Raw genomic sequence first — 24603 nt, forward strand, 5'->3', positions numbered from 1 at the left:
CCTAATAACAGAGATGAACTCATCCAACAAATTAAAGAATACATGGACTGGTATAACTATGATAGACCACAAGAAATATTAAAAGGTATGACCCCTATGGAATTCAGGGAGTCATACCTTACTAACTTATATTCTTTTTTACACTGTCTATTTTAGACGGGGCTTGACAAAAATGGCTTGCTTTTTTATGTTCTAGAGCTTATGATATAAGATATAGTGGATTGAGAAAGGAATAAGACAGGACAAAAATCTGCTGGTAATACTAGAGTTCATCAAAGCTACTTAACGATGTCTTAACCTTTATTCAATTGTCTATAAACGAATACACTAGCTTAGAAATTAACTATCACCAGTTGCGATGACGGTATACTCATTTGTTGGGAGGATTGGAGATGCATTTTGTCTTTGATTTGGATGGGACTCTTAGTTTTGATGGGGAAACAATAGCTGATGAGCTTAAAAGCGCCCTTGGTATGGCAGCTCAGCATGGTCATCAAATTATCTTTGCCTCAGCACGTTCTTACCGTGATTGTATTGGGGTTTTGGGGCAGGAGCTGGCGCAGGAGTTGGTGATTGGTTTAAATGGTGGACTAGCTTACAAAGAGGGAGAACTGATTTATCACCGTCAATTAGACAAGGTTGCCTATCAAGAAGTATTGTCTTGGTGTCACCGTTACAACCTGCCTTTTTTTGTAGATGATGATTTTAATTATGCCAGTCAAGAGATGGAACGAATTCCTTTTGCCAGATACGTTGATCCCTTGGAACTAGCGACTCGTGTTTCAGTGGAAGAGTTGAGCCATCCCATAAAAGTAGTGATTGAGATGAGCCGACATGAAGATTTGGTAGAGGATATGTGCCGTGATTTAGAAACATTGGAGTGTTTAGATATTAGCTATCATGAGGAAGAAAAATGCCTCTATATCAACCCTTATGAGACAACTAAGGTGACAGCAGTCACAGACTTAATTGGTAAGGATTTTATCGCTTTTGGAAATGATAAAAATGATATGGCTCTTTTTAAAGCTTCTTTGTACGGAGTTCAAGTTGGCTATTACAGTCCTTTGATGACCTATGCTGATGTCATCCTTCCAGCTGACAGCTCTGCCATTGCCCAAAAATTAAAGGAACTTTATCAGCAATTTTAGGAAAAGGAGAAGGTGAGATGCGCGATGTGTTTGAAGAAGTTAAGTTTGGTCATGTGTCCAAACGCTGGTGGATAGGTCCTTTGGTGGCTTTTGGCATGATGTTCTTAACTGAATTGATCGCTGCTTGGTTAAAGTCTTTTATCATACTCATTTCTGCTTTTATTTGGGGAACGATTGACTATGTTCCATCTGTTGATGTTACTGTAATTGCTCAACTTTTATCCTATATTGGTGTTTTTCCAGCAGTATCTTTAGTTACTCAACTTGTTGAATATCGATCTGTGGAAACGTTGGGTTATTTCAAAGAAAAGTCATTAAGAGAGCTACTTTTAGGTTGGTTACTAGGTTTTGGCCTTATCAGTTTGGTGTGTTTTTTACCGTCAATTTGGTTTGAGGTTTCAGTGATTGGACCTATGAGTAATCATCCAGTTATATTATTTGTCATTTATTTTATAGCTTATCATGTAGTCGCAATGGGAGATATTCTCATTTACCAAGGTTATCTTTTACCTGTTTTAGCAAGGTTCAACCGCCCCTTTGCCTTGGCAGGGAGTTGTTTAGTAGCAATTCTAGGTAGTTGGATGCGCTCCCCCACTTTACCCATCCCTTTGTTAGTCAATAACTTTTTATTTAGTCTTTTGTCAGGAATCCTAGTCCTTTGGCGAAAAAATCTGTGGCTAGCAACGGGGTTACAAGCGATCTGGTCTGTGACCATCTATCACCTCTATGCTCCTTTGGGTGTGCAATGGGCAAGTCTTTTTCAGGTAAATAAACCATCCGGTCTCTGGTTAGGAGGTGAACTGGGCGTGGGAGGTTCAGTTTGGTTAACAATGGTTCTTATTGTTCTTTGCGGCTATTTAGCTTTAAAAAAGGTTTCTTGGAAGAATTGAGAATGGTCAGTCTCAATTCTTTTTGATAAAATGGAACAATCAAAACGAACACTAACTAAGGAGGATAATATGTCTGTAGCACATCGAACGATAAAGCTCGTTTTGGCGACCGTTATTGCCATTTGGCTTGCTGATAGCTTAGGATTAGCCTACACCACATCATCCGGGATTATTGCCATTCTAAGTGTTTTAGACACGCGCCGAAGCTCTTTTAAAATTGCTGGACAGCGCTTTATCTCAGCGCTTTTAGCACTAGGCATTGCGATTGTCCTCTTCACTTTATTTGGCTATAATCTTATGGTTGTTGGCCTATACATGGCTCTCTATGTGCCGTTAGCCTACGTGTTAGATGTTTCCGTCGGTATTCCACCAATTACCGTTTTGGTTCTGCATTTGTATTTGGAACAAAGCGTAGCAATCAGCTGGTTGTGGAATGAAATGGCCATTTTTCTCATTGGAGCAGGAGTGGCACTGCTCCTCAATCTCTATATGCCATCAAAGCAGGCAGATATTGAGAACTATCATCTGAAAGTTGAAGAGAAACTCAAAGCTATTCTTATGCGCTTTAATGGCTTTTTACTGAAAGGAGATGGGACAAATGAAGCAGTTCTCATTGGTGAGTTAGATCAGCTTTTATTGGAAGCGCAGCGATTGGTTTACTTAGAACATAACAATCAGATTTTCCAGCAAACCAATTATCAGGTACACTATTTTGACATGCGGATGGATCAATCCAAACTTCTTCGCCAGATGGCAGTTAACGTCAACTCTTGCCAATTAGAGAGTCGAGAAAGTGTGATTTTGGCGCATCTTTTCTATGAAACAGCCGCGCAACTTAGTCAAGAAAATCCAGCTAATTTACTCTTAGATGATATTGCTGAGTTTCGCGAGTTATTCCGAAAACGGCCTCTCCCACAAACACGCGATGAATTTGAGACCAGAGCAGTGCTTTTTCAGTTGTTAAATGACCTTGAGCGGTTCATTCAACTCAAAGTTGATTTTTACAATCAGTATAGGAAACAGGTTGCTTAACTGTAGCGAACCCATTAAGAGGTTTTAGATTTGAAAATAGTTGTCATCGTAAAAATGCTTAATGAGATGTCTCAACAGACATTGCCTACTTTCTTAACGCCTAAAGAGGCGTTTTTTGGTATAATCAAATAGAGAATGATGCTTTAGAAAAGAGGTACCTAATGAACGAAATCAAATGCCCACATTGTCAGACAGTTTTTACAATCAATGAAAGTGAATATGCCCAACTTCTGGCACAAGTACGCAGTGGCGCCTTTGAGAAAGAAGTGAATGAGCGACTAGAAAAGGAGACAGCTTTATTAAAAGAACAGTCAAAAAATCAGCTTCAGTCAGCCCTTGCTCAAAAAGATTTAGAGTTAGAACAATTGAAAGGCCAACTCGAAACCAGAGCAGTGGAACAGGAGCAGGAAGTTAATGCTGCAATTGCTTTAAAAGATAAAGCTTTAGTGGAGTTGCAAGCCCGTTTTGACAGTTTAGCGAGTGAGAAGCAACATGAATTGAAAACGGCGCTAGCTGAAAAAGACTTGGAGTTGGAAAAACTGCAAGGTCAACTAGCAGCGAAATCAACAGAACAAGAACTTGAAGTCCGCTCTGCCATTGCTCCAAAAGATCAGGAAATTGCTGAGCTTAAAGCCCGTCTAGAGCGCCTAGAGCTCGAAAAAGCTCACGAGATGCAACAGGCGTTACAGGCTCTTGAAAAAGAACGTGACACAGTTCAAAATCAGTTAGTCTTGCAAGAGCAGCAAGGTGAGTTATCCCGCCAAGCCTTGATTAATCAGCATCAGCTCGAGTTGGCGCAGAAGGATGATTTGATTGCTTACTATAAGGATTTCAAGGCTAAACAATCTACTAAAATGATTGGGGAGAGCCTAGAGCAACACTGTGAGTACGAGTTTAATCGCTTGCGCATGACAGCCTTTCCACGAGCTGAATTTGGTAAGGATAACGATGCGACGTCAGGATCTAAAGGGGATTATATCTATCGCGAGTACGATGAAAACGGTGTTGAAATCATCTCCATTATGTTTGAAATGAAAAACGAAGGTGATGAAACAGCGACAAAGAAAAAGAATGAACATTTTTTCAAGGAATTAGACAAGGATCGTCGTGAGAAGAAGTGTGAGTATGCGATTTTAGTGTCTCTCTTAGAAGCCGATAATGAGCTTTACAACAATGGGATTGTCGATGTTTCCTATACCTATGAGAAAATGTATGTGGTTCGACCTCAATTCTTCATCCCTATTATCACGCTTTTGAGAAATGCTGCGCTGAATAGCCTTAAATATAAGCAGGAGCTAGAACTCGTTAAGGAACAAAATCTAGACATTACCCATTTTGAGGAAGACTTGGAAATTTTCAAGTCAGCTTTTGCTAAGAATTACAACTCCGCAAGCAATAATTTCAAAAAAGCTATTGAAGAAATTGATAAGAGTATCAAGCGAATGGAAGCTGTCAAAGTAGCTCTAACCACTTCGGAGAACCAATTACGCCTAGCAAACAATAAATTAGATGATGTCTCCGTCCAAAAATTAACACGTAAAAATCCAACAATGAAAGCAAAATTTGAAGCGTTGAAGGAATAAAATTCTATGGAAATTAGAAATTATCAAACAACAGATATTGACGATCTATTACCATTGTATGCCGATTTAGGGTATCCAACCAATAAGATTGATTTAGAACAGCGTTTAAGTCACATATTGGCACAGTCCAATTATCAGTTGAAAGTTGCAGTTCTGGATGAAAAGGTCGTTGGTTTTATTGGTTGTTCAAAACTACATTTCTTTGAACGAGATGGTTTTTATTATCGTATACTTGCTTTGGTGGTTGGAAAAGATTATCGTCGTCAAGGAATCGCAAGTTGCATGATTGATAAGATTAAAGAAGAAGCTTGTCAATCAGGTGCCTTAGCGTTGGCTTTAAATAGCGGTATAACAGATGAGAGAGGAAAGGCACATCAGTTTTATGAACGTTATGGTTTTAGAAAGAAGAGTTATGGATTTGCATTAGAACTGCCTGAAATTGGCTGATTGACTTTTCTCTTATATTCTGTGATAATAAAATTAGTATCAGAAAGTGGAACTGAAGTCATGATTTCGAAGCTTTGACTTTTTCATGCTCTTTGTTTTCTAAGCTTAGGTTGAAACAGTCTACTAGACTATCTTTAAGTGGAAACTTAAAAATGAAGAAATTTAGTTATAGACTTCCAATCAACCACGGCCTTAAATAATCTCTACACTAAAAATTTAATAGGTTGGGATACTTTTCCCAACCTCTTTTAACGAATAAAAAGGAACTTTAAATGTCAATCTTAGAAGTAAAAAATCTCAGCCACGGTTTTGGAGACCGTGCTATCTTTGAAAATGTCTCTTTCCGTTTGCTCAAAGGAGAGCACATTGGACTTGTAGGTGCTAATGGTGAAGGAAAATCTACCTTTATGTCTATCGTAACAGGTGCTTTGCAACCTGATGAAGGGAAGGTAGAGTGGTCAAAGTATGTGAGTGTTGGCTACCTTGATCAGCATGCTATCCTTGAAAAAGGCATGACTGTTCGTGATGTCTTGCGCACAGCTTTTGATGAACTCTTTAAAACAGAGGCACGCATCAACGACATTTACATGTCGATGGCTGAAGAAGGTGCTGACATCGATGCCCTCATGGAAGAGGTTGGTGAACTTCAAGATCGTCTTGAATCTCGTGATTTTTATGTCTTAGATGCCAAAATTGATGAAGTGGCACGTGCCCTTGGTGTTATGGAATTTGGCATGGATTCTGATGTTACCGAACTTTCAGGTGGCCAACGTACGAAGGTGTTATTGGCAAAACTCTTGCTTGAAAAACCAGATATTCTTCTTCTCGATGAGCCAACTAACCACCTTGATGCGGAGCATATTGCTTGGCTTAAACGTTACTTGCAGGAATATGAAAATGCCTTTGTCCTTATCTCTCATGATATTCCATTCCTTAACGATGTTATCAATATTGTCTATCATGTGGAAAGCCTTGACTTAGTTCGTTATGTTGGGGATTACGATAACTTCCAGTCTGTTTATGCCATGAAAAAAGCACAGCTGGAAGCTGCTTATGAGCGCCAGCAGAAAGAGATAGCAGATTTACAAGATTTTGTTAACCGCAACAAGGCACGTGTCGCAACACGTAATATGGCCATGTCTCGCCAGAAGAAATTGGACAAAATGGAAATTATTGAGCTCCAAGCTGAAAAACCAAAACCATCATTTGAATTTAAAGAATCACGGACACCTGGCCGCTTTATTTTCCAAACAACCGATTTAGTCATTGGGTACGATCGCCCATTGACCAAAGCACCGCTTAATTTGACACTTGAACGTAACCAAAAGGTTGCTATCGTTGGGGCTAATGGGATTGGTAAGACAACGCTCTTGAAGAGTCTACTAGGAGAAATCAAAGCGCTTGATGGTGAAGTGGAACGTGGTGATTTCCTTGAAATTGGTTATTTTGAACAAGAGACAGCTGGTTCTCGTCAAACCCCACTAGAAGCTGTATGGGATGCTTTTCCAGCCCTTAATCAGGCAGAAGTACGCGCAGCCTTGGCACGTTGCGGATTAACTTCCAAACACATCGAAAGTCAAATTCAAGTATTGTCAGGTGGTGAACAAGCTAAAGTGCGTTTTTGCTTACTGATGAACCGTGAAAATAATGTTCTTGTTCTTGACGAGCCTACGAACCACTTGGATGTTGATGCTAAAGATGAATTAAAACGCTCTCTCCAAGCCTATAAGGGAACAATTCTGATGGTTTGCCACGAACCAGAATTCTATGAAGGCTGGACAGAAGTTTGGGACTTCAATCAGATGATTTAAAAGGTGAGCTATAGGTAGTCCTAGTAACAATAGGGAGAAAATGATGACAGTTTTTGAATTTTTAACCTCTCAAGGGTATAAAATTGAAGATTACAGTTTTGAAGTTACTGAAGCGGAGAAGGATTTGGAGGTAACATTTGCTGATGAGTATCGCCAGTTAATCTCAGTTTTTGGGAATTTTGAAATATCATCACATGAATTTACTGGCGTTGAATTTGATAATTTCTTGAATATTGTTATCACAACACTTGATAACAGGCAATATACTCATTCAGATACGCAGTCTATGTATGTGATTGAGGAACTAGGCTTTGACGGTATTGTCATCTGGCAGAATACCAAGGGAGAGATTTTTCAAACGATTCCAAATGATACGGTTAAACCAGAAAAACTTTACTCGTCATTTGAAAAGTACGTTTTGACAGAAGTGATTGAATAACATCTTCTGATGCTCAAGAAATTAAAAATATTCGTTTTAACTAGCTAAGAAACGTTCAGAAGGTTCTGAATTATTGTTTTATAGCAAGTATAGCCTATCATTTACAGAGATAGATATAGAAAGTATAACATTGAAGGTTGGACTTTTTATAACCTTCTTGCCTCTCCCTTCCAATACGGTTTAAGAAAGTTATAAACTGTTTTCTATGCTCCTCTTTTATGGTATAATATACCTACTTATTTTTGACAAGTATTGTCAGTTTTATGAAAAGAAAGGATAATTCAATTAGAGTTTCTAATTGAATTTGGGATATTTGATAGAGATTCCCTAAGATTTAGTATGGATAAAATAATTATTGAAGGTGGCAAAACACGTCTAAAAGGCGAAGTCACTATTGAAGGTGCTAAAAATGCAGTTTTGCCACTTTTGGCAGCTACTATTTTGGCAAAAGAAGGCAAGACTATTCTTAATAATGTGCCTATCTTATCGGATGTTTTCACAATGAATAATGTCGTGCGTGGACTAGATATTGACGTTAATTTTGAAGAAGAGCAAAATCGTGTAACGGTTGATGCTACTGGCTGGATTTTGGATGCTGCGCCATATGAGTATGTCAGCCAAATGCGTGCTTCAATTGTTGTATTAGGACCAATCTTGGCACGTTGTGGACATGCTAAGGTTTCTATGCCTGGTGGCTGCACAATCGGAAGTCGACCAATTGACCTTCATCTCAAGGGGTTAGAGGCAATGGGAGCAAAAATCACTCAAGTTGGTGGTGACATTACTGCGATTGCTGAAAAATTAAAAGGTACCCATATCTATTTAGATTTCCCAAGTGTTGGAGCTACTCAAAATCTGATGATGGCCGCAACCTTAGCAGAAGGTCGGACAGTTATTGAAAATGCTGCGCGTGAACCAGAAATTGTTGACTTGGCCTTGTTGTTGAATAAAATGGGAGCAAAAGTAAAAGGAGCAGGTACTGAGACACTAACCATTGATGGAGTTGATAAAATGCATGGTGCAGAACACGATGTTGTTCAAGATCGCATTGAAGCTGGTACCTTTATGGTTGCAGCGGCAATGACATCAGGTGACGTGCTTATCAGAGATGCTGTTTGGGAGCATAACCGTCCCCTTATTTCAAAACTCAAGGAAATGGGAGTAGAGGTCACTGAGGAAGATAATGGTATTCGTGTGCGTTCTGATGTGACAAATCTTAAACCTGTTGCTGTTAAAACCTTACCACATCCAGGTTTTCCTACAGATATGCAGGCACAAATGACAGCGTTGATGTCGGTTATCAAAGGTGAGTCTACGATGATTGAAACAGTTTTTGAAAATCGTTTCCAACACTTGGAAGAAATGCGTCGTATGGGGCTTCATTCTGAAATTATGCGTGATACAGCATTGATTCACGGTGGTGAAAAACTTCAAGGGGCTCCTGTGATGTCAACCGACCTTCGTGCTAGCGCTGCCCTTATCTTGACAGGGATGGTAGCAGAGGGAACAACAACCGTTGGCAAGTTAACTCACTTAGACCGTGGCTATTACAAATTCCATGAAAAATTAGCTAACTTGGGTGCAAATATCAGTCGTGTAAATGCTTAAGGAAAGGAGAAGGGAGTCAACAACGTTGATTTCAAATCAAGTTTGAGAATTGTTTTAGCGTAAAAATAACAGTCTTAGACATTGGTTATTTTATCATCTCCCTTTAGATCAAAACTATGGATATTGGTTGGAAATACATTGGTAAGCAGTTCTTACTTATCTTTATCATCCTAGTTCTTTGTATTGTTTGCTTTGGGCTTGGTTTGGTTTTAGGCTATGGATTTTTTGGTGATGGCGCAAAACCATTTTCTATTCTTTCACTTGAAAAATGGCAGAGTATCATTAGTAAATTTACAGGACATTAAGGTAGAGGCTGAGAAATAAGTTTCTCGGCTTTTATCTCATGCTTCTCTTAAAAATAACATATGAAGAAAAAACAAGAAAAAACAGTAGTATCTCTTTTAGCACTTATTGCTACAGTAGTTGTTGGATTATTTGGTGGTAGTTCTACGGGACTTTTTGACCAATTAGGGATTTCCTTAACAGGTGACCATCATCAAAATAATACGATTGCAGCAGCTGGTACACCTTCTCAAACTTTAGCTGAGTCAGTTTTATCTGGCGATGTCCAAAAACAGCTTGGCACGATTGAATGGAACGGTGCGGGAGCATTTATCATAAATGACAATAAAACGTCACTTAATGCTGATGTATCAAGTCTTCCGTATGCTACAAATCAGACAAAACGTGTACAGGGGAAAGTAGTACCAGTAAATGGTAATGCCCTCTTGGCAAAAAGTACGCGTCAATATAAAAATCGAGAGCAGACAGGGCAGGGAAGGACGGACTTTCGTCCTGCTGGCTGGTATCAAATTCATGATTTGAAAGGTGAGTTTGATCATGCCATTGATAGAGGTCATTTGATTGGGTATGCCCTTGTCGGTGGTTTGTCAGGATTTGATGCGTCAACAAGTAATCCTGAAAACATCGCTGTCCAAACAGCATGGTCAAATCAAGCGAATTTAGAAAATTCAACAGGTCAAAATTATTATGAATCATTAGTTCGTAAAGCTTTAGATAATAATAAACGCGTTCGTTATCGTGTGACCTTGATCTATGAAGGTGATAACCTCATTGCTTCAGGTACTCATCTAGAGGCTAAGTCCTCAGATGGTGAGTTAGAGTTTAATGTCTTTGTTCCAAATGTTCAAGATGGTTTAACGATTGATTACTATAGTGGGAAAATTACCACAACTGAGTAAAGAAAAAAGCATCTGGTCGAGTTTTTTCACTCGATTGGATGCTTTTTAAGGTAGTCACAGTTTAACATTAATGGATATAGTTTAATTTTCCTCGGAAGTCTTCAATCGTGTGATAACCTTTTTCAGTCATAATCGCTTTGAGTTCTTTAGTGATACGATCAAAAATGTTAGGTCCTTCCTGTTGTAAGGCTGTGCCAATTTGGACCATACTAGCTCCGCAGAGGATATGTTCAAAAGCATCTCGCCCGTTTTTAACGCCACCAGTACCGATAATCTGAATTTCAGGTTTTAAACGCTGGTAGAAGGCGTGAACATTGGCAAGAGCTGTTGGTTTAATATAGTCACCACCGATACCACCAAATCCATTTTTAGGTTTGATTAGGACAGTTTCGTCATTAATGAGCAAACCATTACCAATCGAATTAACACAATTGACAAATGTAAGTGGAAATTGATTGAAAATAGCGGAAGCTTGATCAAAATGGACAATATCAAAGTATGGAGGCAATTTGATACCTAGTGGTTTTGTGAAGTGGGTAAAGACCTCTGTTAGAATGGTTTCAGTAGTTTCAAAATCGTAGGCAATTTGAGGTTTCCCTGGTACATTTGGACAAGATAAATTAAGTTCAACAAGACCTTCGTAATCACTTTCTTGAACCTTCTTCAAAATAAGGTGAGTTTCCTCTGGCGATAAACCGACTAATGATAGGAAATGAGGCTTGCTTGTTGGATTTTCTTGCAATTCTGTCACATAATCAAGGTAATACTGGAAGCCATTATTAGGCAGTCCCATTGAGTTAATAGAGCCAAGAGGAACGTCGACATAGCGAGGCTCTGGATTGCCAGGACGTGCCTCAAGGGTACCCGTTTTGGTCACGAATGAACCAGCAGCAGAAGAGTCAATCTTAGCTAATTCCTCACGTGTCATACAATAAACCCCAGCAGCATTCATCAAGCAATTAGTGAATGAAAAGTTACCTATTTTAGTCGTAGTGGAAACCATTTTGGAAAACTCCTTTTAGATAAATTTTTTCCATTTTATCATTGAGATAGGTTATTTGCAAGATATAATTGGAATTTAGAAATAAACGTTCGTAAATTAAAGAGCATTTTTGATGAAATAATATTTAAGGTATGATTTTTACCGTTTCAAGATGTTAAAAACCCTCCTAAAAAACAGAATTTAGCAATTATTCAGCCTAGTTAATATATTATATTTCACTGAGTTCTGTTATCTAAAAAGAGTGTATTGTTGCAGTTACCCATCATCTATCAATGTGTATGATGATTCAATCAGGAACTACTGTTACTAACTGTATAATAGTTATGGCTAACAAGAGTGCCACTTTTGGAATCTTCCGAAGTGGTGAAAAAGTGAAGGACAGAGGTATGGTTTCAGAGATTTAATTTCTTCTTGCTACCTCATCTTAAGTTCAGACAGCCTCAATTCTTACAGTTCAAAAAGTTTCCGATACCTTTATCTCCATAAGAAGTGTGTTAATAAAAAGATGATACGGATTAAAGACTCGGCTACTTCGACAACTACGGTGGAACTGACTTTTGGAAATTACCATTGGTAAAACATTCACAAATTTACAATCTCAGACTAGCTTTTTTCCTGTTTTTTTTGTAAAATAAGAGGGTAATGGCATTTGCCAAATAATAAATTGGAGACATACTAATGGTAAAATTGGTTTTCGCTCGCCACGGTGAGTCAGAATGGAACAAAGCCAACCTTTTCACTGGTTGGGCTGACGTTGATTTGTCAGATAAAGGTACACAACAAGCGATTGACGCTGGTAAATTGATTAAAGAAGCTGGTATCGAATTTGACCTTGCCTTCACATCAGTTTTGAAACGTGCTATCAAAACAACTAACCTTGCGCTTGAAGCAGCTGATCAACTTTGGGTTCCAGTTGAAAAATCATGGCGCTTGAACGAACGTCACTACGGTGGTTTGACTGGTTTGAACAAAGCAGAAGCTGCTGCTGAATTTGGTGATGATCAAGTTCATATCTGGCGCCGTTCATATGATGTATTGCCACCAGAAATGGCAAAAGATCATGAGCATTCAGCTCACACAGACCGTCGTTACGCACACCTTGATGGTTCAGTTATTCCTGATGCTGAAAACTTGAAAGTAACGCTTGAGCGTGCTCTTCCATTCTGGGAAGATAAAATTGCTCCAGCACTTAAAGATGGTAAAAATGTTTTCGTTGGAGCGCATGGTAACTCAATCCGTGCCCTTGTTAAACACATCAAACAATTGTCTGATGATGAAATCATGGATGTTGAAATTCCAAACTTCCCTCCACTTGTATTCGAATTGGATGAAAAATTGAATATTGTTAAAGAATACTACTTGGAAGTTAAATAAAATCTGAAACAGAGGCTTTTGTCTCTGTTTTATTTGGTATTTCATGTTTCTAGTGTATAACAGATGAAAAAGAGGTGACTTTTCGAATACTCGTGATGGTGTAAACATTTAGGGATTGCTATTCTCAGTTTTCTATTTCCGATTGTGGGCTGATTTTATGGATTGTTTGGTCAGCTAATTGTCCTCTTAAAACTAGTAGTGCCCGAACTGGCTTTTTGTAAGTGTGCTAGTCAGTATTCTTTTATTTTTATTGGCTATTGCGATGTTTTACAGTATTTGAGACAACTTAGAAGCAGAAGAAATTAAACTTTTGCTTTTTTATTGGCTTTATTTGTGAAAAGTATTGCAATCTTTTATTATTTTGTTATAATGCTAATGTTAGAAAACGATTGCAGAAAGGGAGAAGCATGCATTCACCAGAAGAGATATTAGAGATTACAATTCATACAGGAGAACATAAAATTCATAAAACGTTTTTACAAAAAGCAATTTTAGGTTTTATTGGCGGTGCCATGATTAGTTTAGGTTACCTTCTTTATGTCCGAATTACGGCTAATGGGATGGAGACTTTAGGCCATTTTGCTTCGGTTGTAGGTGCAGCAGCTTTTCCAATTGGATTGATTGTTATTCTCTTAGCTGGTGGTGAATTGATTACTGGCAATATGATGGCAGTAGCCGCTAGTTTTTTTGCAAAGAGAATTTCTTTAGTAGATTTGCTAAAAAACTGGATTGTCATAACTGTATTTAATGTGATTGGTGCTATCTTTGTTGCTTATTTTTTTGGGCATTTTGTTGGTCTAACAAGTTCGGGACATTTTCTTGAAGAGGCCTTGGAAGTTGCGCATGCTAAGTTAGCAGCAAGTCCAGCACAAGCTTTTGTTTCTGGAATCGGTTGTAATTGGTTTGTTGGCTTGTCTTTGTGGCTCTGCTATGGAGCAAAGGATAGTGCAGGAAAGCTTCTAGGGACTTGGTTTCCAGTCATGACCTTCGTCGCGATTGGATTTCAGCACAGTGTTGCCAATGCTTTTATCATTCCAGCAGCCATATTTGAAGGTGGTGCTACTTGGTTTGATTTTCTACATAATTTCACCTTTGTTTATCTTGGAAATATTGTCGGTGGAGCAGTATTTGTGTCACTCTTTTATTTCCTTGTTTATGGTAAAAAACATTAGAAAAAAGTTACACTTGCTATCATTTTAGCAAGTTTTTTTACTGTAATTGTGATAAAATAAAGAGCAAAGTTTTTCAATGTGAGGATTAGATGGCGAGTAGAAATAGAAAACAGTTACAGCAACAAAAACGGCTAGGGAATCAGATGTCTAGCCGTATCAATTTGATTTTTGCTGTTATTGTTGTACTTTTTATTATATTATTATTGCGATTAGCTCAAATGCAACTTCTTGATAAAACGTTCTATACTGAGAAATTAACTGCAACCACGAGTTATACGGTAAAGAATTCAAGTCCGAGAGGTAAAATTTATGATGCTCAAGGGACATTATTAGTTGATAATGACATCAAGGAAGTTGTTTCTTTTACGCGCAGCAATTTTGCCACCGCTGAAGAAATGAAGAAAACAGCCTGGGCACTTTCTGCACTTGTTTCTTATACAGAGACGAATGTTACAACGCGAGAAAAGAAAGATTATTATTTGGCTGATAGTGCGAATTATCAAGCTGTTTTAGATAGGCTTGACAAGAGCAAGAAGTTTGACAAGTTTGGCAATCGCTTGGCTGAGAGCGATGTCTATGCGAATGCAGTTGAAGCTGTAACGGATGAGCAAATTAATTTTTCAGATGAAGAGCTAAAAGTGGCTTATATTTTTAGTCAAATGAATGCTACACCAACATTTGGAACGACTTCTTTAAAAACAGTTGAGCTAACGGCTGAACAGATTGCCATTATTTCAGCGAATAAAGACTTACCTGGTATTTCTGTACGTTCTGATTGGGAACGGAAAAATATTGCCCAATCTTTATCACCAATTATCGGAAAAGTTTCAAGTGAAAAAGCAGGGCTGCCAGCAGAGGAGGTTAAGGAGTATCTTGCTAAGGGGTATTCTTTAAATGACCGCGTTGGAACGAGTTATTTAGAAAAAGCCTATGAAGATACTTTAAAAGGAACTCCTAAAGTACGCCAAATCACAGTTGACAAAAAAGGAACTATTGTTGATGATAATGAAACACAATCTGGTAGCAGAGGAAAAAATATAAAATTAACCATTGATTTAAAGTTTCAAGAAGGTGTTGAAAAGATTATTAACCAGTACTTTCTTGCGGAGAAAGCTGAGGGAAATGTCGAACTTTCAGAAGGAGCTTACGCTGTAGCTCTTAATCCTCATACAGGAGCTGTTCTTGCAATGGCGGGCCTCTCCCATGATACGGAGACAGGAGAAATTGTTCAAAATGCTCTTGGAGCGATGACGTTAGTATTTACTCCTGGTTCTGTTATAAAGGGAGCTACAATTGCTTCTGGATATGAAAATGGCATTATTTCAGGAAATCAGATTTTATATGATCAAGCGATTCAATTTGCAGGTTCAAGTCCAATTAAATCTTGGTTTACTTTAGGTAGTCTGCCTATTACAGCTACTCAAGCATTGGCATACTCTTCCAATACCTATATGGTTCAAATTGCCATGAAAATGATGGGGCAAGAATATAGTCCAGGAATGATTTTAAGCACAAGTGGTTTAGACTCAGCAATGGCTAAATTACGAGCTACCTATGCTGATTTCGGCTTGGGAGTATCAACTGGCTTAGACGTTCCAGGAGAATCAACTGGATATATTCCAGAAAAATTTGATTCTGCAGCCATATTAACAGAATCTTTCGGTCAGTTTGATAATTACACAACAATGCAATTGGCTCAATACGTTGCGACAGTCGCTAATGGAGGCAATCGTATTGCACCACGTTTGGTACAAGGTTTTTATGATACTGATGAATCTGGAAATCTGGGAAATATGATTGAAGAGAAAGGGCCAAATACCTTGAATACGATTAAGATTTCTACTGACGAGTTGGAAATCATTCAAGAAGGTTTTTATGATGTGGTTAATAGTAGCTCAGGCTATGCTACTGGTAAAGCAATTGGTGAGGGAGCTGCAGTTTCTATTTCTGCTAAGACGGGTACGGCCGAATCTTATGTCACTAATAAGTCTGGCGACTCAATTTACACCACTAATATGAATGTTGTTGCTTACGCTCCAAGTCACAATCCCAAAATTGCAGTTGCAGTTGTGTTACCGCATGAGACGAATTTTAATAGTAAGGCAAGTCACTTAATGACACGTGACATTATCAATTTATATCACAATTTATATCCAATGAATTAAGAGAGGTTTGAAGTGCTTTATCCAACTCCCATAGCAAAATTGATTGATAGCTTTTCGAAATTACCAGGTATCGGTATAAAAACAGCAACGAGGCTGGCATTTTATACGATTGGTATGAGTGACGAAGACGTCAATGAATTTGCTAAAAATTTATTATCTGCAAAGAGAGATTTAACTTATTGTAGCATTTGTGGTAATCTCACAGATGACGATCCATGCAGTATTTGTCAAGATGAGACAAGAGATTCGTCTGTTATTCTTGTAGTTGAAGAGTCCAAAGATGTCTCTGCTATGGAGAAAATTCAAGAGTATCGAGGAAAATATCATGTGTTACATGGTTTAATTTCTCCAATGAACGGAGTTAGTCCTGATGATATCAATCTGAAGACTTTGATTACGCGTTTAATGGATGGAGAGGTGACAGAGGTCATTATTGCAACCAGTGCCACAGCAGATGGGGAAGCGACATCAATGTATATTTCACGAGTGCTAAAACCAGCAGGTATCAAAGTGACACGACTAGCACGAGGCCTTGCAGTAGGATCAGATATTGAATATGCAGACGAAGTAACCCTTCTTAGGGCAATTGAAAACCGTACAGAATTATAAGAATAGTAGTCAAAAAGAGGTTGGGAAAAAACTCAAATTTTAACCTTTCTCTTAAACATTGAACAATATAAAATGGCTTAGAATCAACGTTTTTTAATGACGTTAATTTCCCAACCTCTTTTTCTACCATTTGTCAAGCCTACCAAGGGTTTAAAGCAAAAATAATTTGAGGACAGCAGCTAATGATCAGTTATTGTCCTCTTTTTCTGTGCTAAGCAGCGATAAAAGTGTACACCAAAGGAACACCTTATCTAGTCTTTTTAAAAATAAGGTGTTAGAATAGTATGGCATAAACAACTTTATTGATTTTGGGTCAAAGTGTAATCGTAAAGTTTGTTATGCGTTATGAGGTAATACATTGTCCTTATGAGGCGATGTATAGAGGTAATCGTATGTGGCTTAGTTGAAGCTATTTGCGGTTGTCTTTTTCGTTTCTCATAGAAGTCTGCGATGTGACAAGGATTAGTGTGGCTAGCTGAAGCGATGTTGTGAATACACTTGAAGAGAATCTTTCTGGCATAAGGATTCCCACGTTTGGTGATGTGTTCCTTGGCAAGGAAGTTCCCAGACTCATAGTGTCTGAGATCAATCCCGATAAAAGCATTGATTTGATTGGCAGATTGAAACCGACGAATATCTCCCCTCCCAATTCGCCAATGATAGAAGTCGCTGTTGTTTCTGCGATACCAGGGATATACAGTAAGATATCGTATTCAGGTAAAGGCTGAGCTAGGGATACCATAATGTCTAAAACCACTTGTCTGCGTCCAGATAATCTTAGCAGTTCTTGCGCATAATAACGAACCTCTTCAATGACAGGAGAGGTTTTCTTGACAGCACAGTAGGACTGTTTAGCGAGTTCAGTAAGCTTCTCAGCCAAATAAGTCACACGCTTGTCAGAGATACGTTTTGATGTCGAGTTTCAAATGACATGTGATAACTCATCACTACTCAACTCAAGCACCATTTCCTTACAAGGAAAAGCTGTGACTAAGTTCCAGTATTGTTTACCAGTTGGTGTTGACAAGAGGCTTTCCAACTCTGGGAAAGTGACTTGCAAGACCTTGTGGAGACGGTTCTTAGTTCGAACGATATCTTCTGTTAGGTTCTGATAGAATCGGCTTAAATCACGTAACTCTTGATAGAGTTCCTCTTGGACGTAAGTTGGTTTACGATTCAGCACAAACTGAGACTGAGCCAATTTTTCAGCGTCAATTTTGTCAGTTTTACAGACACGTAAGCTGTCTAGTTGCTTTTTAGCTTCGAGAGGATTTAGCCGTGTATAAGCGTAGCCATTGTCCTCAAGAAAGGCTTGAAGACGACGAGAATAGACGCCTGTTGCTTCGAAGACAATCTCAGGATTTTGGACGGTTTTCAAGTCACCAAGTAGTCTATTGAATCCGATAGAATCATTAGGCATAGTGTAGCCATGAACCTTATCACCATTGACTAACATAGCCACTTCCGAACTTGCTTTATTCACCTCAATCCCAAATACAACTCGCATGGTATTACCTCTTTGTCTTGAATGATTCCTTGTTTTAGTGATTTCATTTTCAATACACGACGTCAAGCGTCACACATACTTTGATAACATTCACCCTAAAACAGGTGTCTTGCCAGTTTGATATGCGACGTCTAGCGCCTAAAAAGAGTACGACTTAACAGGACACCTCTACTTTAACATAATGAAAAAGTAGTGAGGACTTTCTCCCGTCTGAGATTTCCTCACTACTAATCTTAGTATGTTTGCTATATTATGTTATACATTCAAGACTTTATCCAAAAATTCGATAAGTCGTGGGTGTTTTGGATTGTCGAAGATTTCTTCTGGTGTCCCATCTTCTAGGAATTGACCACCGTCGGTAAAGATGACGCGGTTAGCAACTTTACGAGCAAATCCCATTTCGTGAGTTACGATGAGCATGGTCATTCCTTGTTCAGCGAGGTCTTTCATAACATTTAAAACGTCCCCAACCATCTCTGGGTCAAGGGCAGACGTTGGTTCATCAAAGAGCATGATATCTGGATTCATAGCGAGGGAACGAGCAATCGCAACACGTTGTTTTTGACCACCAGATAAACTAGTGGGCATGGCATTAGCTTTATCGGCTAAGCCGACTTTTTCTAAGAGTTCCATTCCTAGTTTTTCAGCATCTGTCTTTGTTTGCTTCCCTAATTCAACAGGAGCGAAAGTAATATTTTCTAGAACAGTCATGTGCGGGAAGAGGTTAAAGTGTTGGAATACCATTCCGATATTTTCACGTGCACGGTCAATATTTGTTTTAGGATCAGATAGTTCGAATCCGTCTACAACAACTTTCCCTGATGTAATCGTTTCAAGTAGGTTTAGTGTCCGTAAGAAAGTTGATTTACCAGAACCAGAAGGACCAATGATGCAAACCACATCGCCTTCATAGAATTTGGCATCAATGCCTTTTAGAACCTCATTTTTCCCATAATATTTGTGGAGGTCTTGTACATCAATTTTTAATTCAGCCATTATTTAGTCCTCTTTTCTAAGTGTTTTGCTAAGCGGGTGAGCAGTGTAATGATCACTAGATACATTACTGCTAGGATAGCATACATACGGAAAGATTGGTAGTTTCTAGCGATGATAATTTTACCTGTTTGGAAGAGTTCAACAAGCCCGATTGCAGAGACAATAGTAGTATCTTTGAGTGAGATAACAAACTGGTTGATGAAGTTTGGTAACATCAATTTGACAGCTTGAGGTAAAATGACTTTACGCATGGTTGTTTTATATGGAATACCAAGGCTTCGGCTGGCCTCCATTTGACCTTTATCAACGGCTTCGATACCGCCTCGAACGATTTCGGCAATATAAGCTCCGCCATTTAACGAAAGGGCAATCGTAGCAGCAAAGAAGTCATTGATAGGGGATTGTTGGCCCGTGAGGCTTTGAATAAGGTTAGGAATCCCCCAGAAAATGAAGGCAGCCACAATCATGAGAGGAATACCGCGGACGACATCAACGAAAATGCTCGCAATGGTTCTCAAAACCTTGCTTGGAGCAACACTCATCATACCAAATAGGACACCAATAAGGGTAGCGATAGCAAAGGAAATGAGGGTTAAACTAAGGGTTGTCCAAAGTCCAGACAACAGCTGGCTATAGTTATTTGAGAGGAGACCTGAGATGGTTGTCTCATCGACAGCAGTGGTGCTATTTGTTGAACCAAGGTATTTATTGACGATGTTATCGTACTCACCAGATTCTTTTAGAGCAGCAAGGCCGTTATTAAACATGGTGATTAGTTCTGGATTTGTTCCAGCTTTGACAGCAAAACCATATTCACCAGATTTTTCTCCCGCAATAGGAGTTTCAAATTGGCGTCCTTGTTGGATGGCATATTTGAGCACAGCTTCATCATCCATGAGAGCATCAATTGAACCAGAATTCAAGCTATCATACATGGTTGATGCTTCATCGAAAGCTTTTAAAGTATAGCCGTATTGCTTTTCATTTTTTTCTAAGAAACTGTAAGAGGCTGTTCCATTTTTGGCAGCAACAGTTTTTCCTGCTAGATCGGAATAATCTGTCACATTCGTTCCTTTTTTAACGGCAAGAAGAATATTAGAAGTGTAGTAAGGATCTGAGAAGTCAAAGATTTTTTGACGTTCTTCAGTAATAGACATGCCAGCAATAACTGCGTCAGCTTGTCCAGCTTGAACAGCATTTAAGGCAGCGTCAAAACCAGGATTAGAAATTTTGATGTTGAAATTTTGCACTTTCGCGATAGCTTTGATGAGTTCCATGTCAATACCGACATATTTTCCAGAATCATCTTGAAATTCAAATGGAGCAAAGGAAGAATCGGCAACAATTTTATAAGTTGATTTTACGGGTGTTGCCTTAGCTGAACTATCTCCTGTTGAAGTTAGTTTAGAAGTATCAGCCCCAAGCCATTTATTCATAATAATATCATAAGTGCCGTCTTTTTTCATCTCAGCAAGAGCAGTATTGAAATCTTTAATGAGATACTCATACTCAGAGCCTTTTTTTACCGCAAAACCAAAGGAACCGATAGGTTCACCAGCGATATTAATAGCATAGTTTTTACCTTGCTTAATGGCATATTCAACGACTGGCTGATCATCCATTGCTGCGACTATAAAGCCAGTATCAAGGCTGTTGTTCATCAAATCACTGGTATCAAAGGTTTTAGTGGTGAAGTTGTACTTATCTTTATTTTTTTCAAGAAAAGCTTGCGCTGCAGTGCCATTCTTAACCCCAACGACTTTTCCTGAAAGCTCCTTATAAGAAGAAACTTTTTGGTCGGCGCGTGTATAAACAACAATTTTAGTGTCATAGTAAGGATCAGAGAAAGTAAACACTTTTTGCCGTGCCTCGGTAATTGTTGTACCAGCCATTAACGCGTCAGCTTGACCAGCTTGAACTGCATTTACCGCAGCATCAAATCCTGGATAGGATATATTAAAATCCCAATTTGAGCGTTTGGCAACTTCGGTAATGATATCAACATCAATTCCCTTGTAAACTTGATCAGAATCTCGGAACTCAAATGGGGCATAGGCAGTATCAGATACTATATCAATAGTATCTGCAGAGGTGTTTGTTCTTCCGAATAGAATGAACGATGACAGAAAAGTTGCCATCATTATTTGCAGTTTTTTTATCATACAGAGAACTCCTTTTTTTATAAATTAAGATTTATTATATCAAAAAAGGGCAGTGAAAGCAAATTTCTTTTCTTTTACATGTTAGGTTTTATAACATTGTGTGTATCTATTTTGATTATGATATGAAGTTTTGGTTTGGTAAATGATAAGAAATCTAATAAAGCTGTTAATTGTATCCCAGTTATTTTTTGGCTATAATGCCATTATGAAAAAAATATTATTAACGTTGTTAACAGTGGCTTTATTAGTGCTTACGGCTATAAAGATGTTTCCAGAAATTGAACGTACCTTGCATCATTTTTTAGGCTGGTATTAGATATACAACGTAGGATTTTGGTATGATGAGAGATAGTTGGTTGTAAAGAAATCAGATACTAATGGTCATGATGAACGCTCATTTACTGAGTTTGGGTGAGTAAAGCTTTAGATAAAAATTCTGCTGATTTAATGTTGAATGATGTCTATGATTTTGCTGACAGGAAACAATTGTGCATTTAGCTGTGCAAATTCAGGTTGTTGATGGAACAGTCATTTAACTTCTTATTTCTAAGGAAAAATCAATTACCTTTGAACCGATAGGGGGCGATAGTAATTTTTCTGTATCTTGGAATTAGTCATGATGATAGTTTTGTGCTAAATACGACTATTTAATACTCAAAGAAAATTTAACGAGAAATGACTAACATATTCCCAAAAGAAGTTAAAAGCAAAACGTTGTATCAAACACGTATGAGGAAATCAAACTAAAATAAAGGTGGAGTTCACTACCCAATTCAGACTCTATTTTGAATGTTGGTCTAGATGCTCACGTCGATGCGGGTTAGACAATCTTAACTGAAAGTCTCTTATATCATGCAGGTGTAAATCGACAATTAGGAAAAGTTGCTGAAGATACTGACTTGACTGATAATTTACAAATGGAAAAAGAAAGAGAAATCTCTGTCAAAGCGCCATCGATTAGTTTTATTCATAATGATGTTCGTCTCAATTTGTTGGATACGTCTGGATATGTTGATTTCGTATCTGAAGTTGAGCGTGCTTTTTCTATTCATGATACAGGAATTGGTTATGGCCATGAAGCCTCCACCGTGCCAAAACCTTGTTGGCTATTGTTAATTTGAAAATTGAACCTCTACCAATAGGTTCTGGAATTGTGTTTGAATCAATTGTATCAGATGATTTGAATTATAAATACTAATCCCACATTGCGGGGAATTACCACGGGCTCTCAAATAGGGTCTTTATACTTGGTAAGTAACAGATATTAAAGTTATCTTGATTGCTGAAGAACATCACCGTATGCACACACATCCATTAGATTTTTCTAAGCAGCTCCTCTAGCTTTAATAGATGGTCTACAGAATGCCGGTATGACTTTGCTTGAGCCCATGCAGAAATGGCGTATTACCACTGATGAAAATCTAGACGGAAAAGGATTGGAGTTCATTGGTGATACTTTCTTATTTTTGCATGGAGGGATTTTTACATGTATAGTTATTTGAATTAAGAATAGGACATAGATGAATCATTTTGATAGATGCCAATACTATTAGTTATTCTATGATTTGTCCTAATTTATTTTCAATTCATTATAAAAAGAAAAAATGAAAAAAACACTTGACCTATAGTTGACTATAAGTGGTACACTATCACCATCAACAAAAAAGGAGAAAGAAAATGACAAAACATACAGCATCAATCGTACTTGGAACATGGTCTTGGGGAACTGGCGGATTTGCTGGTGGTAATGTGGTTTTTGGCAATCATCTTGATACGACTGACTTGAAAGACGTTTTTTCGGTTGCTATGGAAAATGGTCTCAACACCTTTGACACTGCCTTTGCCTATGCTAATGGAGAATCTGAGAGAATTTTGGGTGAGTTAGTGAGCCAATATGATCGGTCAGAAGTCATCATATCTGACAAATTTACACCGGGAATGCAGGATGATACCAAAGAAAATCCAGTAGCAGATATGTTAGAAGGTAGTCTTAAGCGTCTGGGAACAGACGATATTGACATTTATTGGATTCATAACGCAGCTGACGTTGAACGTTGGACACCATTTTTAACAGACTTAGTCAAATCAGGGCGTGTGAAACGGATAGGTGTATCGAACCACAGTCTTGAACAAGTGAAACGTGTTCAAGAAATCTTGAAACCTGCTGGGGTACAAATTTCGGCTGTTCAAAACCATTTTAGCTTGCTTTACCGCAATTCTATTGAGGATGGATTGCTTGACTATTGCAAGGAAAATAATATCCAATTTTTCTCTTACATGGTTCTAGAGCAAGGCGCTTTGTCTGGTAAATATGATAGCCAACATCCCATGCCAGCTGATTCCAATCGAGGTAAAACCTATAATCCTATGTTTCCAGCCTTAGGCGACTTACTTTCTGAATTGAAAGTTTTGGCAGACAAGTACAAGGTCAGTCCAGCACAAATTGCGACAGCTTGGGCAATTGGACGTGGGACCACACCAATTTTAGGTGTTACTAAAGTCGAACAAGTCCTAGATGCGGCTAAAGCTAGCAAGGTTCATCTCAGTGCAACTGAAATGGCAAGGTTAGAAGAATTGGCTTCACAAGCTGGTGTCAATACCTGTGGTGGCTGGGAAGGACAAGCTTAAGGAGGTTTTTATGTTTTTAATCACAATTACCATTAATTCTGGACAAGTACCAACAGAGCAAGCTGAGGAACTGCTTGCCAATCACAGAGCATGGTTTACGTCTCAATTTGAAGCAGGGCATTTTAAAATCGTTGGCCCTTTGAAAGACAAAGGTATGGCAGGGATTGTCATTGCTAAGGTAGCGTCACGAGAAGCTTTAGATGAAATCATTGCACAAGACGCTTATTATCCAGACCTAGCTAGCTACGATGTCGCTGAATTCAAGGCGAACTTAGTGGCAAATGATATCACAGGAGATTAAAATGAAAACAACTATTTTACTGTTTCACCCAGATTTACATGCTTCTCGGGCCAATAAAGTCTTAGCCAAAGCAGCTCAGGCAGCAGGAATTGAAGTACGTGATATTTATAGTCAATATCCAGCTGGGCAGATTGATGTGAAGAAAGAGCAAGCCGTTCTTGAAACAACAGATCGAATTGTTTTTCAATTTCCAATGTACTGGTATGCGACGCCATCTTTGATGAAAGAATGGTTAGACCAAGTTCTTGAATATGGCTGGGCCTATGGCTCGACTGGGAATGCTCTTCAAGGGAAAAAAGTTATTCTTGCGGTGACGCAGGGAGCTGGTGCAGAAGATTACACAGCTGATGGTCGTTTTCATGTGACCACTCAGGAATTGCTCAAACCGCTTGAAACCATAAAATACCATACAGGATTGGTCTTTGAGGAACCGTTTGTTGTATCAGGAGTGCTGAATCTATCTGAGGAAGCTTTAAGTGACGCTGCTAACTCGTATATTGCCCGTTTGAGTCAAGCTTGAAATTTT

The 24603-nt window shown here is 38.5% G+C and carries 22 protein-coding genes and 1 pseudogene; 19 read left to right on the plus strand and 4 right to left on the minus strand.

The features are described from left to right. The 11 genes from GZ996_RS05560 to GZ996_RS05610 all read left to right on the plus strand — a co-directional run. The coding region (locus GZ996_RS05560) for an IS3 family transposase (RefSeq protein ID WP_443255814.1) at window positions 1–156 on the plus strand (156 nt) is incomplete at its 5' end. Window positions 157–392: 236 nt separating this feature from the next. Next, complete coding sequence (locus tag GZ996_RS05565; protein ID WP_162011533.1) at window positions 393–1148, plus strand: HAD hydrolase family protein; 756 nt, start codon at window positions 393–395, stop codon at window positions 1146–1148. 17 nt (window positions 1149–1165) lie between these two features. Then, window positions 1166–2038 (plus strand): CPBP family glutamic-type intramembrane protease, encoded by an 873-nt coding sequence (locus GZ996_RS05570; RefSeq protein ID WP_162011534.1) that lies wholly within the window; start codon window positions 1166–1168, stop codon window positions 2036–2038. A gap of 69 nt (window positions 2039–2107) precedes the next feature. Continuing rightward, window positions 2108–3070, plus strand: a complete 963-nt coding sequence (locus tag GZ996_RS05575) for an aromatic acid exporter family protein (RefSeq protein ID WP_162011535.1) — start codon at window positions 2108–2110, stop codon at window positions 3068–3070. Between the two features lie 161 nt (window positions 3071–3231). After that, on the plus strand, window positions 3232–4653 hold the full coding sequence (locus tag GZ996_RS05580) for a DUF2130 domain-containing protein (RefSeq protein WP_162011536.1): 1422 nt from the start codon (window positions 3232–3234) through the stop codon (window positions 4651–4653). Window positions 4654–4659: 6 nt separating this feature from the next. Then, a complete protein-coding gene (locus GZ996_RS05585; protein WP_162011537.1) occupies window positions 4660–5100 on the plus strand; it encodes a GNAT family N-acetyltransferase in 441 nt (146 codons plus the stop codon). A 272-nt stretch (window positions 5101–5372) separates the two neighbouring features. Further along, window positions 5373–6911 carry an ABC-F family ATP-binding cassette domain-containing protein gene (locus GZ996_RS05590; RefSeq protein WP_156805329.1) on the plus strand — a complete coding sequence of 513 codons (1539 nt, stop codon included), beginning with the start codon at window positions 5373–5375 and terminating at the stop codon, window positions 6909–6911. Between the two features lie 43 nt (window positions 6912–6954). Next, window positions 6955–7350, plus strand: coding sequence for an SMI1/KNR4 family protein (locus tag GZ996_RS05595; protein ID WP_162011538.1), 396 nt, complete (start codon window positions 6955–6957; stop codon window positions 7348–7350). A 339-nt stretch (window positions 7351–7689) separates the two neighbouring features. Next, window positions 7690–8958, plus strand: a complete 1269-nt coding sequence (gene murA / locus GZ996_RS05600; RefSeq protein WP_156805327.1) for a UDP-N-acetylglucosamine 1-carboxyvinyltransferase — start codon at window positions 7690–7692, stop codon at window positions 8956–8958. A 116-nt stretch (window positions 8959–9074) separates the two neighbouring features. Further along, the gene (locus GZ996_RS05605) at window positions 9075–9263 is read left to right on the plus strand and encodes a DNA-directed RNA polymerase subunit beta (protein WP_156805326.1); all 189 of its coding nucleotides are present in this window, start codon (window positions 9075–9077) and stop codon (window positions 9261–9263) included. A gap of 60 nt (window positions 9264–9323) precedes the next feature. Then, entirely contained in the window at window positions 9324–10160 is an 837-nt protein-coding gene (locus tag GZ996_RS05610) for a DNA/RNA non-specific endonuclease (RefSeq protein WP_156805325.1), read from the plus strand. Window positions 10161–10227: 67 nt separating this feature from the next. Here the strand turns inward: GZ996_RS05610 and GZ996_RS05615 are convergent, their stop codons facing one another. Next, window positions 10228–11163 (minus strand): dihydroorotate oxidase, encoded by a 936-nt coding sequence (locus GZ996_RS05615; protein ID WP_162011539.1) that lies wholly within the window; start codon window positions 11161–11163, stop codon window positions 10228–10230. A 678-nt stretch (window positions 11164–11841) separates the two neighbouring features. On the opposite strand from GZ996_RS05615, the gene GZ996_RS05620 reads away from it, so the two are divergent. The 4 genes from GZ996_RS05620 to recR all read left to right on the plus strand — a co-directional run bounded on the left by GZ996_RS05620 (window position 11842) and on the right by recR (window position 16483). Continuing rightward, entirely contained in the window at window positions 11842–12537 is a 696-nt protein-coding gene (locus tag GZ996_RS05620) for a phosphoglycerate mutase (protein WP_156805323.1), read from the plus strand. A gap of 407 nt (window positions 12538–12944) precedes the next feature. Further along, window positions 12945–13709: a formate/nitrite transporter family protein gene (locus tag GZ996_RS05625; RefSeq protein WP_162011540.1), complete on the plus strand. Its 765-nt coding sequence runs from the start codon at window positions 12945–12947 to the stop codon at window positions 13707–13709. Window positions 13710–13798: 89 nt separating this feature from the next. After that, window positions 13799–15874, plus strand: coding sequence for a penicillin-binding protein PBP2B (pbp2b, locus tag GZ996_RS05630; protein WP_156805321.1), 2076 nt, complete (start codon window positions 13799–13801; stop codon window positions 15872–15874). 12 nt (window positions 15875–15886) lie between these two features. Further along, a complete protein-coding gene (recR, locus tag GZ996_RS05635; protein ID WP_156805320.1) occupies window positions 15887–16483 on the plus strand; it encodes a recombination mediator RecR in 597 nt (198 codons plus the stop codon). 299 nt (window positions 16484–16782) lie between these two features. On the opposite strand, the pseudogene GZ996_RS05640 reads toward recR, so the two are convergent. From GZ996_RS05640 to GZ996_RS05650, 3 genes and pseudogenes are all read right to left on the minus strand, one after another. Further along, window positions 16783–17990, minus strand: a pseudogene (locus GZ996_RS05640) (IS110 family transposase). A 255-nt stretch (window positions 17991–18245) separates the two neighbouring features. Then, window positions 18246–18986, minus strand: a complete 741-nt coding sequence (locus GZ996_RS05645; RefSeq protein ID WP_156805319.1) for an amino acid ABC transporter ATP-binding protein — start codon at window positions 18984–18986, stop codon at window positions 18246–18248. After that, complete coding sequence (locus GZ996_RS05650) at window positions 18986–21148, minus strand: ABC transporter substrate-binding protein/permease (RefSeq protein WP_162011541.1); 2163 nt, start codon at window positions 21146–21148, stop codon at window positions 18986–18988. Before GZ996_RS05650 ends, GZ996_RS05645 begins: the two co-directional genes overlap by 1 nt. A gap of 827 nt (window positions 21149–21975) precedes the next feature. Here GZ996_RS05650 and GZ996_RS05655 point away from each other — a divergent pair. The 4 genes from GZ996_RS05655 to GZ996_RS05670 all read left to right on the plus strand — a co-directional run bounded on the left by GZ996_RS05655 (window position 21976) and on the right by GZ996_RS05670 (window position 24597). After that, a complete protein-coding gene (locus GZ996_RS05655) occupies window positions 21976–22269 on the plus strand; it encodes a GTP-binding protein (protein WP_161980738.1) in 294 nt (97 codons plus the stop codon). A gap of 556 nt (window positions 22270–22825) precedes the next feature. After that, window positions 22826–23776, plus strand: a complete 951-nt coding sequence (locus tag GZ996_RS05660) for an aldo/keto reductase (protein WP_162011542.1) — start codon at window positions 22826–22828, stop codon at window positions 23774–23776. A 10-nt stretch (window positions 23777–23786) separates the two neighbouring features. Next, complete coding sequence (locus tag GZ996_RS05665) at window positions 23787–24077, plus strand: YciI family protein (RefSeq protein WP_161978491.1); 291 nt, start codon at window positions 23787–23789, stop codon at window positions 24075–24077. 1 nt (window position 24078) lies between these two features. Continuing rightward, entirely contained in the window at window positions 24079–24597 is a 519-nt protein-coding gene (locus GZ996_RS05670; RefSeq protein ID WP_156805314.1) for an NAD(P)H-dependent oxidoreductase, read from the plus strand. Window positions 24598–24603 lie beyond the last annotated feature (6 nt).

Source organism: Streptococcus sp. S784/96/1 (assembly GCF_902729355.1).
GTDB lineage: Bacteria > Bacillota > Bacilli > Lactobacillales > Streptococcaceae > Streptococcus > Streptococcus caledonicus.

Excerpts from the sequence above, each read along its gene's own strand:
- GZ996_RS05565 (WP_162011533.1), top strand. The coding sequence starts at position 393 with ATGCATTTTGTCTTTGATTTGGATGGGACTCTTAGTTTTGATGGGGAA.
- GZ996_RS05570 (WP_162011534.1), top strand. The coding sequence starts at position 1,166 with ATGCGCGATGTGTTTGAAGAAGTTAAGTTTGGTCATGTGTCCAAACGC.
- GZ996_RS05575 (WP_162011535.1), top strand. The coding sequence starts at position 2,108 with ATGTCTGTAGCACATCGAACGATAAAGCTCGTTTTGGCGACCGTTATT.
- GZ996_RS05580 (WP_162011536.1), top strand. The coding sequence starts at position 3,232 with ATGAACGAAATCAAATGCCCACATTGTCAGACAGTTTTTACAATCAAT.
- GZ996_RS05585 (WP_162011537.1), top strand. The coding sequence starts at position 4,660 with ATGGAAATTAGAAATTATCAAACAACAGATATTGACGATCTATTACCA.
- GZ996_RS05590 (WP_156805329.1), top strand. The coding sequence starts at position 5,373 with ATGTCAATCTTAGAAGTAAAAAATCTCAGCCACGGTTTTGGAGACCGT.
- GZ996_RS05595 (WP_162011538.1), top strand. The coding sequence starts at position 6,955 with ATGACAGTTTTTGAATTTTTAACCTCTCAAGGGTATAAAATTGAAGAT.
- murA (WP_156805327.1), top strand. The coding sequence starts at position 7,690 with ATGGATAAAATAATTATTGAAGGTGGCAAAACACGTCTAAAAGGCGAA.
- GZ996_RS05605 (WP_156805326.1), top strand. The coding sequence starts at position 9,075 with ATGGATATTGGTTGGAAATACATTGGTAAGCAGTTCTTACTTATCTTT.
- GZ996_RS05610 (WP_156805325.1), top strand. The coding sequence starts at position 9,324 with ATGAAGAAAAAACAAGAAAAAACAGTAGTATCTCTTTTAGCACTTATT.
- GZ996_RS05615 (WP_162011539.1), bottom strand. The coding sequence starts at position 11,163 with ATGGTTTCCACTACGACTAAAATAGGTAACTTTTCATTCACTAATTGC.
- GZ996_RS05620 (WP_156805323.1), top strand. The coding sequence starts at position 11,842 with ATGGTAAAATTGGTTTTCGCTCGCCACGGTGAGTCAGAATGGAACAAA.
- GZ996_RS05625 (WP_162011540.1), top strand. The coding sequence starts at position 12,945 with ATGCATTCACCAGAAGAGATATTAGAGATTACAATTCATACAGGAGAA.
- pbp2b (WP_156805321.1), top strand. The coding sequence starts at position 13,799 with ATGGCGAGTAGAAATAGAAAACAGTTACAGCAACAAAAACGGCTAGGG.
- GZ996_RS05645 (WP_156805319.1), bottom strand. The coding sequence starts at position 18,986 with ATGGCTGAATTAAAAATTGATGTACAAGACCTCCACAAATATTATGGG.
- GZ996_RS05650 (WP_162011541.1), bottom strand. The coding sequence starts at position 21,148 with ATGATAAAAAAACTGCAAATAATGATGGCAACTTTTCTGTCATCGTTC.
- GZ996_RS05660 (WP_162011542.1), top strand. The coding sequence starts at position 22,826 with ATGACAAAACATACAGCATCAATCGTACTTGGAACATGGTCTTGGGGA.
- GZ996_RS05665 (WP_161978491.1), top strand. The coding sequence starts at position 23,787 with ATGTTTTTAATCACAATTACCATTAATTCTGGACAAGTACCAACAGAG.
- GZ996_RS05670 (WP_156805314.1), top strand. The coding sequence starts at position 24,079 with ATGAAAACAACTATTTTACTGTTTCACCCAGATTTACATGCTTCTCGG.